13 protein-coding genes and 2 tRNA genes are annotated in these 15,365 nt (G+C 67.1%); 6 read left to right on the top strand and 9 right to left on the bottom strand.

The features are described from left to right. Window positions 1-86 precede the first annotated feature (86 nt). A complete protein-coding gene (locus tag BLV63_RS09020; RefSeq protein WP_082723977.1) occupies window positions 87-1,115 on the bottom strand; it encodes a TauD/TfdA dioxygenase family protein in 1,029 nt (342 codons plus the stop codon). 144 nt (window positions 1,116-1,259) lie between these two features. Beyond that, the gene (locus BLV63_RS09015; RefSeq protein WP_082723978.1) at window positions 1,260-2,270 is read right to left on the bottom strand and encodes an NADP-dependent oxidoreductase; all 1,011 of its coding nucleotides are present in this window, start codon (window positions 2,268-2,270) and stop codon (window positions 1,260-1,262) included. Between the two features lie 202 nt (window positions 2,271-2,472). On the opposite strand from BLV63_RS09015, the gene BLV63_RS09010 reads away from it, so the two are divergent. Beyond that, a complete protein-coding gene (locus tag BLV63_RS09010) occupies window positions 2,473-3,006 on the top strand; it encodes a GNAT family N-acetyltransferase (RefSeq protein WP_066210515.1) in 534 nt (177 codons plus the stop codon). A 63-nt stretch (window positions 3,007-3,069) separates the two neighbouring features. Here BLV63_RS09010 and BLV63_RS09005 read toward each other — a convergent pair whose 3' ends face one another. Further along, complete coding sequence (locus BLV63_RS09005; protein WP_066210516.1) at window positions 3,070-3,441, bottom strand: DUF488 domain-containing protein; 372 nt, start codon at window positions 3,439-3,441, stop codon at window positions 3,070-3,072. Between the two features lie 283 nt (window positions 3,442-3,724). Here BLV63_RS09005 and gluQRS point away from each other — a divergent pair, with 283 nt between their 5' ends. The 4 genes from gluQRS (at window position 3,725) to BLV63_RS08985 (ending at window position 10,010) form a co-directional block, all read left to right on the top strand. Beyond that, window positions 3,725-4,633: a tRNA glutamyl-Q(34) synthetase GluQRS gene (gluQRS, locus tag BLV63_RS09000; protein ID WP_254780532.1), complete on the top strand. Its 909-nt coding sequence runs from the start codon at window positions 3,725-3,727 to the stop codon at window positions 4,631-4,633. A gap of 38 nt (window positions 4,634-4,671) precedes the next feature. Continuing rightward, on the top strand, window positions 4,672-7,287 hold the full coding sequence (gene valS / locus BLV63_RS08995; RefSeq protein WP_066210520.1) for a valine--tRNA ligase: 2,616 nt from the start codon (window positions 4,672-4,674) through the stop codon (window positions 7,285-7,287). Window positions 7,288-7,611: 324 nt separating this feature from the next. After that, window positions 7,612-8,724, top strand: coding sequence for a ribosome small subunit-dependent GTPase A (gene rsgA, locus BLV63_RS08990; protein ID WP_066210523.1), 1,113 nt, complete (start codon window positions 7,612-7,614; stop codon window positions 8,722-8,724). Between the two features lie 398 nt (window positions 8,725-9,122). Next, window positions 9,123-10,010 carry an Fpg/Nei family DNA glycosylase gene (locus tag BLV63_RS08985; protein ID WP_066210525.1) on the top strand — a complete coding sequence of 296 codons (888 nt, stop codon included), beginning with the start codon at window positions 9,123-9,125 and terminating at the stop codon, window positions 10,008-10,010. A 15-nt stretch (window positions 10,011-10,025) separates the two neighbouring features. On the opposite strand, the gene BLV63_RS08980 is transcribed toward BLV63_RS08985, so the two are convergent. The 6 genes from BLV63_RS08980 to BLV63_RS08955 all read right to left on the bottom strand — a co-directional run bounded on the left by BLV63_RS08980 (window position 10,026) and on the right by BLV63_RS08955 (window position 15,152). Further along, the gene (locus BLV63_RS08980; protein ID WP_174521237.1) at window positions 10,026-10,631 is read right to left on the bottom strand and encodes a mycothiol-dependent nitroreductase Rv2466c family protein; all 606 of its coding nucleotides are present in this window, start codon (window positions 10,629-10,631) and stop codon (window positions 10,026-10,028) included. A 50-nt stretch (window positions 10,632-10,681) separates the two neighbouring features. Next, window positions 10,682-11,959: an ATP-dependent Clp protease ATP-binding subunit ClpX gene (gene clpX / locus BLV63_RS08975; RefSeq protein ID WP_066211861.1), complete on the bottom strand. Its 1,278-nt coding sequence runs from the start codon at window positions 11,957-11,959 to the stop codon at window positions 10,682-10,684. A gap of 150 nt (window positions 11,960-12,109) precedes the next feature. Further along, entirely contained in the window at window positions 12,110-12,769 is a 660-nt protein-coding gene (locus BLV63_RS08970; protein WP_066210528.1) for an ATP-dependent Clp protease proteolytic subunit, read from the bottom strand. A 30-nt stretch (window positions 12,770-12,799) separates the two neighbouring features. Beyond that, the gene (locus BLV63_RS08965; RefSeq protein WP_066210531.1) at window positions 12,800-13,393 is read right to left on the bottom strand and encodes an ATP-dependent Clp protease proteolytic subunit; all 594 of its coding nucleotides are present in this window, start codon (window positions 13,391-13,393) and stop codon (window positions 12,800-12,802) included. 244 nt (window positions 13,394-13,637) lie between these two features. Then, on the bottom strand, window positions 13,638-14,990 hold the full coding sequence (gene tig, locus BLV63_RS08960) for a trigger factor (RefSeq protein WP_066210535.1): 1,353 nt from the start codon (window positions 14,988-14,990) through the stop codon (window positions 13,638-13,640). Between the two features lie 87 nt (window positions 14,991-15,077). Continuing rightward, window positions 15,078-15,152, bottom strand: a tRNA-Pro gene (locus BLV63_RS08955). Between the two features lie 118 nt (window positions 15,153-15,270). On the opposite strand from BLV63_RS08955, the gene BLV63_RS08950 reads away from it, so the two are divergent. Next, window positions 15,271-15,341, top strand: a tRNA-Gly gene (locus BLV63_RS08950). Window positions 15,342-15,365 lie beyond the last annotated feature (24 nt).

Raw genomic sequence — 15,365 nt, 5'->3', positions numbered from 1 at the left:
CGGAGGTGGAAGGGCGTTCTCCCTTCCACCTCCCACCGTTCCTCAAACCGTCGCAAGACTCCTGACAGTCACCCGGACAGTCGCTGTCACGCGTCATGTCGAGTACTCCCCTGATCAGGCTGCTGCACGGGTGTCTCATGTCCTCCGGGGGCGACGGGCGCTCCGGTCGACGCGGGGACACCGTGCTGCCCGCCGTCCACCGGGGCGATCACGGAGTACACCGAGGAGTCGCCCTGGAGCGACTGGCTCACCGTGCCGTCCACGCCGACGGGGATGTCGCCGGCGATCGTGACGCGGTTGAGCCTACGCGGCTGGGAATCGTAGTTGTCCGGCGCGTAGTGCTGAGTGATGCGGTTGTCGAAAAGGACCACCTGATTCGGTTCCCAGGTCACCCGGACGACGTTCTCCGGACGGGTCACGTACGCCTGCAGCAGGCGCAGGATGTCACGGGACTCGGTGTTGGACAGTCCGACGATCCGGAGCCGCTGGGCGAAGCCGCCGATGAAGAGGCCGTGCTCGCCGGTCAGCGGGTGGACGCGGACCACGGGATGCGCGGTCTCGAAGTGGACCCGGGTGAACTCCTTGCGGCGTTCCTCCGCGGTCGCGTGCTCCAGGTTCTTCGGGACCGAGTAGTCGTAGTCGTTGGTGTGGATGGCCCAGAGGGTGTTCGCGAAGCGCCGCAGTTCCTCGGGGAGGTCACGGTAGGCGCCTTCAGTGGTCGCGATCAGGGTCTCTCCGCCGTAGGCCGGCACCTCGATGCTGCGGAGGGTGGAGGCCTGAGGCGGGTTCAGCACGAAGGTGACGTCGGTGTGCCAGGTGTTGGCGGAGCCGTTCTCGCTGTCCACGGGAAGGACGTTCTCCTCGCCTTCCACGGACGCGACGGTCGGGTGCGCCTTGGTCAGCGGGCCGAAGTGACTGGCGAAACGGACCTGGTCCTCATCGGTGAGGATGTTCGCTTCGCGGAACACCAGGGCCTTGTGGCGATTGAGGGCTTCGCGGATCTGGGTCACGGTGTCCGGGTCGAGATCGCCGCTGAGGTCGAGCCCGCGGATCTCGGCCCCGATGCGAGCGCTCAAGGGAGTGAAATCAAGTTTGGTGGCGGCGATGGTGCTCATCACGTGCCGTCCTTTCGGTCGTCTGAAGGTCAACGGACCCGCGATGGAACGGGCCGTACCCCGTGTCTACCGGGGTTTTTGGCCCGGTGAAAGGCCCGCCGACTTTCAGCTCAACCGTGCGACGTGCCGGTTAAGCGGAGGACATCAGAGGTCACTCCCGGAGCGGTCGTGTGACCCGGCATGAGCTTCCGTGACGCCCGATTCCGGGCCGGGAACGAGCGTCAGTTTTCCGCCAGGATGGCCCGTGGACAGGAAGCGGTGAGCCTCCGGAGCCTCGGACAACGGGTAGCTGCGGCTCAACGGGACGCGCAGCAGACCCCGGCCTGCGAGCGTCACCAGGTCCTCGCGGGCCGCATCCCGGAACGCCGCACTCTCGGGCTTGGTGCCGGCGAGCGCCGGGAATCCGTGGTCCTCCGCCTGCCGTGGTGCGGCGACGGTGACGATCCGCTGCCGGTCGGACACGAGGGACAACGACACCTCGACGGCTTCGTCGGTCCCTGCGGCGTCCAGAGCGGCATCGATTCCGGAGCGGCGGAGGGAACGGATCGCCTCCTCGACCCGGTCGCGCAACCCCGTGCCGTACGCGACCGGGATCCCGCCGAGTGCCCGGACGTCCTCCGCCCGGGCCTCACTCGCCGTGCCGATCACGGTGATGCCCCGCAGCGCCGCGAGCTGAAGGACGATGGAACCGACGGCGCCGGACGCCCCATGCAGCAGGATCGTCTCGCCGGCGGTGGCGCCGACCGTGTGAAGCATCTCCGCCGCGGTCGTTCCGGCCAGGAGGAGGTTCGCGGCCTCCTCGACGTCAAGCGACGCCGGACGGTGCAGGACTTTCTCGGCCGGCACGGTGAGCTCCGTGGCATAGCCGCCACGGACCCGGAAGGCGAGCACTTCATCGCCGACGGACACGGGGCCGGTCACCGCCGTCGCACCTGGACCCACCGCCACGACAGTGCCGGCGACCTCGTAGCCGATGGCGACCGGCAGCTGCTGGCCCGGGCGCGGCGCGGCGACGTGCTTGGCATCGGCTGGGTTCACCCCGGCTGCCCGCACGGCGATCGTCACTTCGCCGGGCCCTGGCTTCGTGGGAGCGTATTCCCTGAATTCCCATCCTTCGGGGCTTCCCCATGCCGATGCGATCCAGTGCCATGCCATGAGATCTCCTTCTGTCGAATGCCGACCGGTACCGGCCCTGTCCTCTCACCGACGGGCCGCGCTGCTCCAGAAGACGTGCCCGGCACGGCTTTCGTTCGACGCTACTCCAGCCCGCACGAGGGGACACCCCTCTCTCACGAGGCGAACATCCTTACCCGGGATACCCGACGCCTCACGGAGCCCCCCGGTCTAGAGTGGACGAATGCTGCCCTCCCCCACGTCGCGCCTCCGTTTCCGGGAAATGACCCCCTCGGATCTCGACGTGATGGCTCGCCTCCTCGGCGATCCAGCGGTGATGGAGTTCTACCCCCGCCCGAAGACCAGGCCCGAGGCGCTCGCGTGGATCGAATGGAACCAGCGCAACTACCGCGAGCTCGGTCACGGACTCTGGATCGTGGAGAACCACGACGGCGTCTTCGTCGGCGATTGCGGTCTCACGTGGCAGCGGGTCAACGGGCAGCCCCGGCTCGAGGTGGGTTACCACGTCGTGCCTGAGTTCCAGGGCCGCGGTCTGGCCACCGAGGCTGCTCAGGCGTGCCGGAACTTCGCCCAGGACGTGCTCGGAGCTCAGGAACTCGTCGCGATCATCCACCCGGAAAATCTGGCATCCCGGCGGGTGGCGGAGAAACTCGGCATGGCGCAGGGCCCGGATGATCACGGGGATTCAGGTCCTCTGGAGGATGCCGGGCCGGGCCGGACCGTCATGGCCATGGAGTTTCCTCGGCCTCGTCCGTGACATAAGGCGGCGGGTCCCGTCCGTCTCTGGCCCTCCCACTCGAACCGTCGCACCGGACGCGTCTCACTCCAGATGTTCCAGCAGATACGAGCGCAGCACCTGGGCGTGATTGATCTCGCGGTCCTTCGCCGCGTAGAGCAACTCGACATCCCGGCCCTCGCGCAGGAGTCCGACCACGTGGTCCACCGGAACCGGGTGCTCATCAAGTTCCTCCCGGTACAGCGCCGTGAACTCCTCGAAGCGGGAGGCCATGTGAGCGAACTCCGTTCGGAGCGGACCGGAGGGAGCGATGTCCTTGAGCCATTCGTCCAGTGCGGCCTTCTCCTTGCTCACCCCGCGCGGCCAGAGCCGGTCCACGAGGATGCGATACCGGCCTTCGACGGGCTCGTCGTAGATCCGGGCGGTGGTCAATTGTCCAAGCTGCTGATTCGTCATGGTTCATGCTAGGCACCGCGGATCCATGGCGACCCGAGTGAAGGTCTCTATGTGGACAACCAGCCGGTCTACGACCTGCGAGGTTCCGTCAACTGCCCAGGCGGACCCGGCGCTCTGGTCAGGACACCGTCACGGTGAACGTCATCCGCTGCCCACTGAGTTCGTGACCAGCACCGCGCGCCGGCTCACTGATCCTCCTGGCGCCATTCCCCTGCTCCCCCGATGAACGGCCATGGTCGGAGTGTACCCGCGCGGCGTGCGCCGGGCCGGTTACAGTGGCTCCGTGAACTCTTCCGATGCCGGCCGTTACGCCCCGTCCCCCAGCGGGGACCTGCATCTGGGCAACCTTCGCACCGCCTTGCTGGCCTGGCTTTTCGCCCGCACCACGAACCGCCGCTTCCTCCTGCGGGTGGAGGACTTGGACAGGGTCCGCGCCCGGGCCGAAGAGTCACAGCTCCGTGACCTCGAGGCCGTGGGCGTGACCTGGGACGGGCCCGCGGTCCGACAGTCAGAACGCGGAGGGCTTCACGAAGCCGCCCTGGAAACGCTCATCCGCGACGGGCGCACTTTCGAGTGCTTCTGCACCCGCCGTGACATCGCCGAGGCGACCTCCGCGGCGCACGGCGCGATCTCCCTCTATCCCGGCACCTGCCGGAACCTGAGTGCTGCTGAACGCGAGGAGCGGCGCCGTGAACGCCCGGCCGCGCTGCGCTTCCGTTCCGGGGGCGGCACGGAGCGCTTCACCGATGCCGTGGCGGGCGACTACGTGGGCCCGGTGGACGACGTGGTCCTGCGCCGGAACGACGGCGCCATCGCCTACAACCTGGCGGTCGTGGTCGACGACGCCGACCAGGGTGTCGACCAGGTGGTGCGCGGCGACGATCTGCTCGCCTCCACGCCCACCCAGATCCGCCTGGCGCGCACGCTGGGCCACGCTCCGCCGTCGTACGCCCATGTGCCGCTCGTCCTGGGGCCGGAGGGCAAAAGACTCGCCAAGCGCGACGGCGCGGTGACGCTCAGCGATCTGGCAGCGGCAGGCTGGGGCGCGGAGGAGGTCCGCGACACGCTGCTGCAATCGCTGGGCCTGCCGGGTGGCGGCCTGGAGAACGCCCTGGCGGCCTTCGACCCCGAACGGCTCTCCCGCGAACCCTGGGTGTTCCGCGGCACACTGGGCCGCGGCACATCCGGCTGAGGACCTCGGTGCGCACCAGGCATGAAAGAATTGCTCCCATGACTGACGCGACGCAGGGTACAGACACGCCCGAAGCCACCACCGTTCCCGACAAGCCGGCCCTCGAAGGCCTGGAAGCCAAGCTCACCGAGCGCTGGCTGGCCGAGGGGACCTACAAGTTCCAGCAGGACACCACCCGGGGTGAGGTCTACTCGATCGACACTCCCCCTCCCACCGCTTCCGGCTCGCTGCACGTGGGCCACATGTTCTCCTTCACCCAGACCGACGTCCTCGCGCGCTACCAGCGCATGCAGGGGAAGAACGTCTTCTACCCGATGGGCTGGGACGACAACGGTCTGCCCACCGAGCGCCGCGTCCAGAACTACTACGGCGTCCGCTGCGATCCGGCCATCCCGTACCAGGAGGGCTACCAGCCCCCGGCCGAGCCCGCGAAGAACCAGCGTGACTGGGACGTCGTGTCCCGTCGCAACTTCATCGAGCTGTGTGAGCGTCTGGCCGTCGAGGATGAGAAGATCTTCGAGCACCTGTTCAAGACCCTCGGACTCTCCGTGGACTGGGACATGACCTACCGCACCATCGATGACGCCTCGCGCGCCGTCTCCCAGCGCGCCTTCCTGGAGAACCACGCCGCAGGTGACGCCTACCTGGCCGAGGCCCCGACCCTCTGGGACGTGACGTTCCGGACCGCCGTGGCCCAGGCGGAGCTCGAGGACCGCGAAGTCGCCGGCGCGTACCACCGGTACCCGTTCTTCACCGAGGACGGCGAGAAGATCTTCATCGAGACCACCCGTCCCGAGCTGCTCGCCGCCTGCGCCGCCCTCGTGGCGAACCCGGACGACGAGCGCTACCAGCCGCTGTTCGGCAAGAAGGTCACGTCGCCGCTCTTCGGCGTCGAGGTCGAGGTCAAAGCCCACCCGCTGGCCAAGGCCGACAAGGGCTCCGGCATCGCCATGGTCTGCACCTTCGGCGACCTGACCGACGTCACCTGGTGGCGCGAACTTCAGCTGCCGACCCGCGCGATCATCGGCCGCGACGGTCGTGTCCTCGCGGAGACCCCCGAATGGATCACCACCGACGCCGGCCGTGAAGCCTACGAGCGGATCGCCGGCAAGACCGCGTTCTCCGCGAAGGAGGCCGTGGTCGAGATGCTCCGCGAGCAGGACCTTCTGGACGGAGAGCCGAAGAAGATCATGCACGCCGTGAACTTCTTCGAAAAGGGCGACAAGCCGCTCGAAGTGGTGACGAGCCGTCAGTGGTACATCCGCAACGGCGGCCGCGATGAGGACCGCCGCGAGCGCCTCATCCAGCGTGGCCGGGAGATCGACTTCCACCCGGCCTTCATGCGGTCCCGCTACGAGAACTGGATCGAGGGCCTCAACGGCGACTGGCTGGTCTCCCGCCAGCGCTTCTTCGGCGTTCCCGTGCCGGTCTGGTATGCACTGGACTCCGAGGGCAACCCGGACTACGAGTCCCCGATCGTTCCGACGGACGACATGCTCCCGGTGGACCCTGCCGCCGACGCGGCCCCCGGCTACAGCGAGGATCAGCGCGGCGTGCCCGGCGGTTTCATCGGCGACGCCGACGTCCTGGACACGTGGGCCACCTCCGCGCTGACCCCGCAGATCGTGGGCGGCTGGAGCCGCGACGAGGAGCTCTTCGCCAAGGTGTTCCCGTTCGACCTCCGCCCGCAGGGCCACGACATCATCCGCACCTGGCTGTTCTCCTCGGTGGTCCGCGCCGACGCCCTGCAGGACGTGGCGCCGTGGAAGCATGCCGCCATCTCCGGCTGGATCCTGGACCCGGACCGCAAGAAGATGTCCAAGTCCAAGGGCAATGTGGTGGTCCCCACCGCCGTCCTCGAGGAGTTCGGGTCGGACGCCGTCCGCTACTGGGCCTCCTCCGCCAAGCTCGGCGCGGACACCGCGTACGAGATCGCCCAGATGAAGATCGGCCGCCGCCTGGCCATCAAGCTGCTCAACGCGTCCAAGTTCGTCCTGAACCTCGGCGCCACGGAAGCCTCGGTGCTGACGGCCGACAGCGCGGTGCTGACCAACGCCCTGGACCGCGGGCTGCTGACCCAGCTCGCCGAGGTGGTCCGCCAGGCCACCGACGCCTTCGAGAAGTACGACTACGCCCGCGCCCTGCAGGTGACGGAGTCCTTCTTCTGGCAATTCACGGATGACTACCTCGAGCTCATCAAGGACCGTGCCTACGGTGCTCAGGGCGAGGAAGGACAGGCTTCGGTTTTGGCCGCGCTGGCGACCACGCTGGACGCCCTCCTCCGCCTCTTCGCACCGTTCCTGCCGTTCGCGACCGAAGAGGTGTGGAGCTGGTGGCGCACCGGGTCCGTGCACCGCGCCGCGTGGCCGGCACCGCTGGAGGGCATCGACGGCGACGTCACGCTGCTCGCCACGGTCGGCGAGGCCCTCTCCGGTCTCCGCAAGGCGAAGTCCGAGGCGAAGGTCAAGCAGCGCACCGAGGTCCTCCAGGCGACAGTCTCCGGCCCCGCCGCGCGGATCGCGCAGCTCGAGGCCGGCCTCGCCGATCTGAAGGCCGCAGCGAACGCCCGCGAGGTCTCCCTGGTGGCAGCCGACGGCGAGCTCACGGTCAGCGACGTCGAGCTGGCTCCGGCCGAGGCGCCGGCGCAGGCTTGAGTCGATCGCATGGCTGAGTCGCGGCACAAGGTGCCGTGACATCGAAAGGGGTGGTCCCGGATCTTCCGGGACCACCCCTTCGGCGTTATGCTAGGGTTGCTTCACATTCAGGCGCTCCGACCGCCTGCCCGAGACGCCGAAGGAGGTGTGACCATGACTGTCACGTTCACTGTCGCCATGCCCGGCGACGCTTCGACATTCCACACCTCCCCCGTCTCCGCCTGAGCCGCATTCCTCTGCGCGCCGTCCGCACTCCGTCCGTCCGGGACGCACCGCGCCGCGCCACAAGCTGCGGCAGGAGACCCCCACGAAAGAGTCTCCACTGTGACTTCTTCACTGCACGAAACCTCAGAATCCCCACTGCTCCGCGCCCACGGCTGGGACCCGGAGTGGCATGAAACCTTCACCCAGCTCGCCGATCCAGGGACTTCTCCCGCCCGGGTCCTGCGGGCCGAACGCGGCCTCTGCGAGGTCATCACCGCTCACGGACCGGGCCGGGTCCACCTCCTCGGCTCCCCGGGCGTCGGCCACGGACTCTGGCCGACCACGGGAGACTGGATCTCCATGGTCCCTGCCACGAGCTCGACGGCGGCCCACCTGGGTTCCGTGCTGCCGCGCCGGACGCTGCTGGCCCGGGCGACGGCGGGCGGCGACTCCCAGGAACAGGCACTCGCCGCGAACGTCGACACCGTCGTGGTGGCGGTGTCGCTCGCGAGCCCGCTCCGGCATTCCCGAACGGAGCGGCTCCTGGCCCTTGCCTGGGCTTCGGGCGCCACACCCGTCGTCGCGCTGACGAAAGCCGACACGCATCCGGATCCGGAAACGGCACTCGAGGAACTGGGACCGGTGGCCCTCGGTGTCCGGGTCGTCGCCACGAGCGCCGAGACCGAGGCGGGCGTGGACGAACTCCGCGCCGCGATCAGCGGCACCGTGGCGTTGATCGGACCGTCCGGCGCCGGAAAGTCCACTCTGGGCAACCGTCTGCTGGGCGCCGACCTTCTGGCCACGGGAGAGGTGCGCGCCGTCGACGGCAAGGGCCGGCACACCACCGCGTGGAGGGAGCTGCTGCCCATGCCCGACGGCGGCGTGCTCCTGGACACTCCCGGGCTGCGGTCCGCAGGGGTCACCGGCTCCGAGGAGGGGGTGAGCGATGCCTTCTCGGACCTGGAGGATCTGGCCGCGCAGTGCAGGTTCTCGGATTGCGCCCACACGACCGAACCAGGGTGCGCCGTGCAGGCGGCGATCTCTGAGGGCACTCTCACCGAGCGCCGGCTGCAGAGCTACCGGAAACTCCAGCGGGAGGCGGAACGCATGGCGGCCCGCACAGACGCGAGGCTGCGCTCCGAACGGCTGGCCCAGATGAAGTCGATGGCTCATCAGCACCGGGCCTTCGCCAAGGAACGGGGGCTCGCGAAGAATCGCGACCGTCGTCGCTGAACCGGCGGGATCAGGAGCTGACCTGTTCCGGGCAAAGGGGAAGCCCCATCGGCGTGTTGCCGTCGGTGGGGCTTCGACTTTCGGCTGCCTGGTGACGGACCGGCAGTCTGGCGGAATCCTCGGATCTTCAGGTCTTCCCGCCTCGTCACTGGCGGCGAGTTCCCGACTTCGCCGATGGCTGCGTCAGGGTCCCTCATCTCTGAATCTCTGGCTTCCGCGTCCTCTCCTTGCGGAGTGGTACTCACCATTGTGATCCTGTCCACTGGGCGGGACAAGACCTCCGGAAGAACTACTCCGATGTGATTCCAGCCCTCGGTTTCCAGCCCCTGGGGCCGCGCCCACGGAGCGACCGCACCACGCGCCGGGCGCGGTGCGGCGCCGTGTGGCACAGTAGTGGCATGCCGGAACTGCCAGAGATCACGGGGCTGCGGGCCTTCCTGGACGACAAGCTACGAGGATCCGTCGTGGACTCCGTCAGGATCACCTCGTTCGCGGTGCTGAAGACGGCGGATCCCCCGTACTCAGCGCTGGAGGGCAAGACCGTCACGGGCGTCGCACGGCACGGGAAGTTCCTGGATCTCGACGTCGAGGGGCTCCACTTCGTCTTCCACCTGGCCAAGGCGGGCTGGCTCCGCTATACCGAGAGCCCCTCGTCGAAACCGCTTCGGCCCGGATCCGGTCCGATCGCCGCGCGGCTCTCGTTCTCAGTGCCCGCCCGGGACGGGCAACCGGCAACGCACGTCGGTTTCGACCTCACGGAGGCCGGCACCCGGAAGAGCCTGGCGGTGTACGTGGTCCGCGATCCTTCAGAGGTTCCGGGCATCGCCGGTCTGGGGCCGGATCCACTCGACCCCGGCTTCACACAGGACGTGCTGGACGGCATCATCGAGGGCAGCTCGCAACAGATCAAGGGGCTGCTGCGGAACCAGTCCGTGATCGCGGGCATCGGCAACGCCTACAGTGACGAGATCCTGCACGCCGCGAGGATCTCGCCTTTCGCCATCGCCAAGTCACTGGACGAGGACGAACGCTCCCGCATCTTCACCGCCGTCGAGCAGGTTCTCGGTGAGGCCGTGGCGGCCGCCTCCGGTAAGCCGCCGGAGCTGCTCAAGGACGCCAAGAGGGGTGGCATGCGCGTCCACGGCCGGGCAGGCCAGGCGTGCCCGGTGTGCGGTGACACGGTCCGCGAAGTCTCCTTCGCCGACCGGGCACTGCAGTACTGCCCCACCTGTCAGACGAACGGGAAGATCCTCGCGGACCGCCGGACCTCACGCTTCCTGAAGTAGCGTCAGGGCACGGGATCAGTCGAATTCGGGACTTTCGGTCCGGCTGCGCTTGAGCTCGAAGAAGTGCGGGTACCCACCGAGCGTGACGGCGGCGTCCCAGATGCGCCCGGCTTCCTCGCCACGCGGGATACGGGTCATGACCGGCCCGAAGAAGGCCGTGCCGTTGAAGGCCACCACAGGGGTCCCGACGTCCTGGCCCACGCGGGAGATCCCGTCCTCGTGGGAGGCACGGAGCGCCTCGTCATAGGCATCGCTCTCACCGGCCGCGGCCAGCTCGGCGGGGAGCCCCACCTCGGCCAGAGCCTTGGCGACGACGGCGGGGTAATCCTTGTTGCCGTTGTTGTGGATCTCGGTGCCCATGGCGTCGTAGAGCGGCTTGATGTACTGCTCGCCGTGCTGCTGGCTCGCCGCGATGATCACTCGGACCGGGCCCCAGGCCTGGTCCATGAGTGCCCGGTAGTTCTCGGGGAGGTCGCGGCCTTCGTTCAGCACCGAAAGGCTCATGACGTGCCACTGGACCGTGATGGGACGGACCTCTTCCACCTCGCCGATCCAGCGACTGGTCACCCACGCGAAGGGGCATACGGGATCGAACCAGAAATCGGCGCGCTGCTGTTCCACTGAAAGTGCTCCTTGCTGTACGGGGGGTGTTCGAGTCAGGACGACGGGGATCAGGCGGACTTGTTCCGGCGCTTGGCCCGGACTTCGTGACTGATGATGGTGGGTTCGGCCTTGTCCGTGACCACGTCCTTGGTGATGACCACGGTGGCCACATCCTCGCGGCTGGGCAGATCGAACATGATCGGCAGCAGGACTTCCTCGAGGATGGCCCGCAGACCCCGGGCTCCGGTGCCGCGCTCCAGGGCCTGGTCCGCGATCGCGTCCAGCGCTTCCTGCTCGAACTCGAGTTCCACGCCGTCGAGGTGGAACATCTTCTGGTACTGCTTCGTCAGCGCGTTACGCGGCTCGGTGAGGATCTGGATGAGCGCGGGGCGGTCCAGATGGGAGACGCTCGTAATGACCGGCAGGCGCCCGATGAACTCGGGGATCAGACCGAACTTCAGCAGGTCCTCCGGAAGGACGTCCGCGTAGTTGTCCGTGTGGTCCTCGGCGGAATGCAGCGGAGCACCGAAGCCGATGCCCTTCTTCCCCGCCCGCGAGCCGATGATCTCCTCCAGGCCGGCGAAGGCGCCGGCCACGATGAAGAGCACATTGGTCGTGTCGATCTGGATGAACTCCTGGTGCGGGTGCTTGCGGCCGCCCTGCGGCGGCACGCTGGCCACGGTCCCCTCCAGGATCTTGAGAAGAGCCTGCTGAACGCCCTCACCGGAGACGTCCCGCGTGATGGAAGGGTTCTCGCTCTTCCGGGAGATCTTGTCGATCTCGTCGATGTAGATGATGCCGTGTTCGGCCTTCTTGACGTCATAGTCGGCGGCCTGAATGAGCTTGAGGAGGATGTTCTCGACATCCTCGCCCACGTACCCGGCCTCCGTCAGGGCTGTCGCGTCGGCCACCGCGAACGGGACGTTGAGACGCTTGGCGAGTGTCTGTGCCAGATAGGTCTTGCCACAGCCGGTGGGGCCGACGAGCAGGACATTGGACTTGGCCACCTCGACCTCGTCGAGGCCCTCCCCCAGCGCCGTGCCGGAAGCCCCGGACCGGATGCGCTTGTAGTGGTTGTAGACGGCGACGGAGAGCGCACGCTTGGCCGGCTCCTGGCCGATGACGTACTGCTGGAGGAAGTCGAAGATCTCGCGGGGCTTGGGCAGCTCCATGGGGCCGAGGTCCTTGACCTCCGCCAGCTCCTCTTCGATGATCTCGTTGCAGAGCTCGATGCACTCGTCACAGATGTACACCCCGGGACCTGCGATGAGCTTGCGCACCTGCTTCTGGCTCTTTCCGCAGAAGGAGCATTTGAGCAGGTCCGTGCTCTCACCAATCCGAGCCATGAGGGACTTCCCTTCGTCGCCCACCCGGGAACGGTGTGTCTCCGGGCTCCAGTCGTATTTCCACTCTAAGTCAGGGCTCCGACACTTTGGCCGAAGACAGACGTCGCCGGGGCAAATAATTGCCCCGGCGACTTCCGGCTGCGCTGAGGATCAGCGCGTGATCGCGACCTTCTTCACCTTGCGGGAATCAAGCACCTGGTCCACCAGGCCGTATTCCACAGCCTCGGCGGCGGTCAGGATCTTGTCGCGCTCGATGTCGTTGTTCAGCTGCTCGGGCGTGCGGCCCGAGTGCTGAGCCAGCGTCTCCTCCAGCCAGGACCGCATCCGCATGACCTCGTTGGCCTGGATCTCCAGGTCGGAGGCCTGTCCGCCCTGGCCGCCGGAGAGGGCGGGCTGGTGGATCAGGACACGGGCGTTCGGCAGGGCCAGGCGCTTTCCGGGGGTTCCGGCCGCCAGCAGGACCGCGGCGGCGCTGGCCGCCTGGCCGAGGCAGACCGTCTGGATCTCCGGGCGGATGTACTGCATGGTGTCGTAGATCGCGGTCATCGCCGTGAACGACCCACCCGGGGAGTTGATGTAGAGCGTGATGTCCCGTTCCGGGTCGGTCGACTCGAGCACGAGCAGCTGCGCCATGATGTCATCGGCCGAGGCGTCATCGACCTGGACGCCCAGGAAGATGATGCGATCCTCGAACAGCTTGGTGTACGGGTCCTGGCGCTTGAAGCCGTACGGCGTGCGCTCCTCGAACTGGGGCAGGACGTAGCGGTTGTTGGGCAGGTTTCCCGCGGACCAACCGAAGTTGTAGTTCATGTCTGTGACTCCTTGCGAATCGGTCCGATGTTACTTGTTGGTTCCGCCGCCGCCCGGCACGGAGGCCGCGTGCTCGGCGATCTTGTCGAAGAAGCCGTATTCCAGGCCTTCCTTCGCCGTGAACCACTTGTCCCGGTCGTTGTCCTTGAGGATGGTCTCCACGCTCTGACCGGTCTGCTCGGCGGTGAGTTCCGCCATGACCTTCTTCATGTGGAGGATGAGCTCGGCCTGGATCTTGATGTCCGAGGCCGTGCCGCCGATGCCGCCCGAAGGCTGGTGCATCAGGATGCGGGCGTTCGGGGTGGCGTAGCGCTTGCCCTTCGTGCCCGAGGAGAGGAGGAACTGACCCATGGAGGCGGCCAGACCGGTCGCCACCGTCACCACATCGTTCGGGATGAACTGCATGGTGTCGTAGATCGCCATGCCCGCCGTGACGGAACCGCCAGGTGAGTTGATGTAGAGGTAGATGTCCTTCTCGGGGTCCTCTGCCGACAGGAGCAGCAGCTGGGAGCAGATGGCGTTGGCGTTCTCGTCACGCACCTCCGAGCCGAGCCAGATGATGCGCTCCTTGAGCAGGCGATTGTAGATGTAGTTGTCCTGCGCCGCAGGGTCAACGCTCGCCATGCGCGGTGCCGGTGTTTGCTGTGACATGGTTGCCTACCTCTTTCGTGGATGGCCGCAAACGGATTTCGGTTACTTGGACACTAACCGTTTTCGGCGGGCCGTTGTTCGCCAAAACGGCCCTGTTCGCTTTAGGCGCACCGGGCCGGTGGCTGCACAACGCGAAGGACCGCCGGAGGAATGTTCCTCCGGCGGTCCTTCGTGTCATGCAGCGTGCGACGGCGGCAGCCCGCCGTCGTCGGAATGCTTACGCCTTGGCGTCAGCGGCTTCCTCGGCGCCCTCTTCGGCGGCTTCGGCTTCGAGCTCGTCGCGACCCTTGACGAAGTCGCTCAGGTCCACGGCCTTGCCCTCGGAGTCGACGACCTCGGCCTGGCCCAGCACGACGGCCAGAGCCTTGCGGCGGCGGACCTCGGCGACCATGAGCGGCACCTGGCCGGCCTGGTCGAGGATCTGGGCGAACTGGTTCGGCTCCATGCCGTACTGCGAAGCGGTGGTCACCAGGTAGTCGATGAGCTCGTTCTGGGAGACGCCGACCTCTTCCTTGTCCGCGATGGCGTCAAGGATGATCTCGTTCTGGAACGCACGCTCGGAGTTGGCCTTGACCTCGGCGCGGTGCTCCTCGGTGTCGTGGTCCTCACCGGCGTGGTTGTTCTCCGGGGAGAAGTGCTGCTCGATCTGCTCTTCAATGACGGACTCGGGGACCGGCACGGAGATCAGCTCGACGAGCTTGTCCAGGACCTTGTCGCGGGCCTCGACGCCCTGCTCCATGAGCTTGCCCTCGGCGGCCTGCTTGGCCAGGTCCTCACGGAGTTCGGCGATGGTGTCGAACTCGGAGGCCAGCTGAGCGAAGTCGTCATCGGCCTTCGGCAGTTCGCGGACCTTGACGCTCTTGAGAACGACCTTGACCTGGGCCTTGGCGCCGGCGTGCTCGCCGCCCACCAGGGTGGTGTCGAAGACGGCGTCCTCGTCGACGGACAGGCCGGTGACGGCCTCGTCGAGGCCTTCCAGCATGGTGCCGGAGCCGACCTGGTAGGACAGACCGCTCGCGCTGTCGACCTCTTCGCCGTCGATGCTGGCGGCGATGTCGATCGTGATGAAGTCATCGTCGGCGGCCGGACGGTCGGCGGCCACGAGGGTGCCGAAACGGCTGCGCAGATCCTCAAGAGCCTTGTCGACGTCGGCTTCGCTCGCCTCTGCGGCGGCGACCTCGACCTTGATGCCGGCGTAGTCGGGCAGCTCGACCTCGGGACGGACGTCCACCTCGACCTGGAACTTCAGCTCACCATCGGTGGCGGAGGGGTCCGGGACCTCGGTGATCTCGACCTCGGGACGGCTCAGTGGGCGGATCTCCGTCTCGGCCACGGCCTGCTGGTACCAGCCGTTGAGGCCATCGTTGATGGCGGTCTCGAGGACGTAGCCACGACCGACACGCTGGTCGACCAGCTTGGACGGAACCTTGCCCTTGCGGAAGCCCGGGACCTGGATCTGGGAGGCGATGGTCTTGTACGCCTCGTCAATGCTGGGCTTCAGCTCCTCGAAGGGGACCTCGACATTGAGCTTGACCCGGGTGGGCGAAAGGTTCTCGACAGCGCTCTTCACGGCGTTCGTTCTCCTGATTGGTGTCTGGATTCAGTTCTGCGCCGCCGGATTGCTGTGAACGCACCGATGGCAGATGTGTGCGCAGAGTCGGGGTGACAGGATTTGAACCTGCGACTTCCTGCTCCCAAAGCAGGCGCTCTAGCCAAGCTGAGCTACACCCCGTAAGTGCAGATGACAGTCTATAGGCCACCGTGACGCATTCCCTAAATCGGGTTCGGCGCACCTGGGCAAGCCCCGTTTTGCGATCGTCCCGGCTCGCCTGTAAGCTCAAACGCGCAACGGGGACGTAGCTCAATGGTAGAGCCTCAGTCTTCCAAACTGATTACGCGGGTTCGATTCCCGTCGTCCCCTCTCCCGATGCCCCGGTTCACGCGA

This window comes from Arthrobacter woluwensis (genome assembly GCF_900105345.1).
Lineage (GTDB): Bacteria > Actinomycetota > Actinomycetes > Actinomycetales > Micrococcaceae > Arthrobacter_E > Arthrobacter_E woluwensis.
Note: the sequence above shows the minus strand (reverse complement) of the source record. Positions and strands in the feature narration are given on the sequence as shown.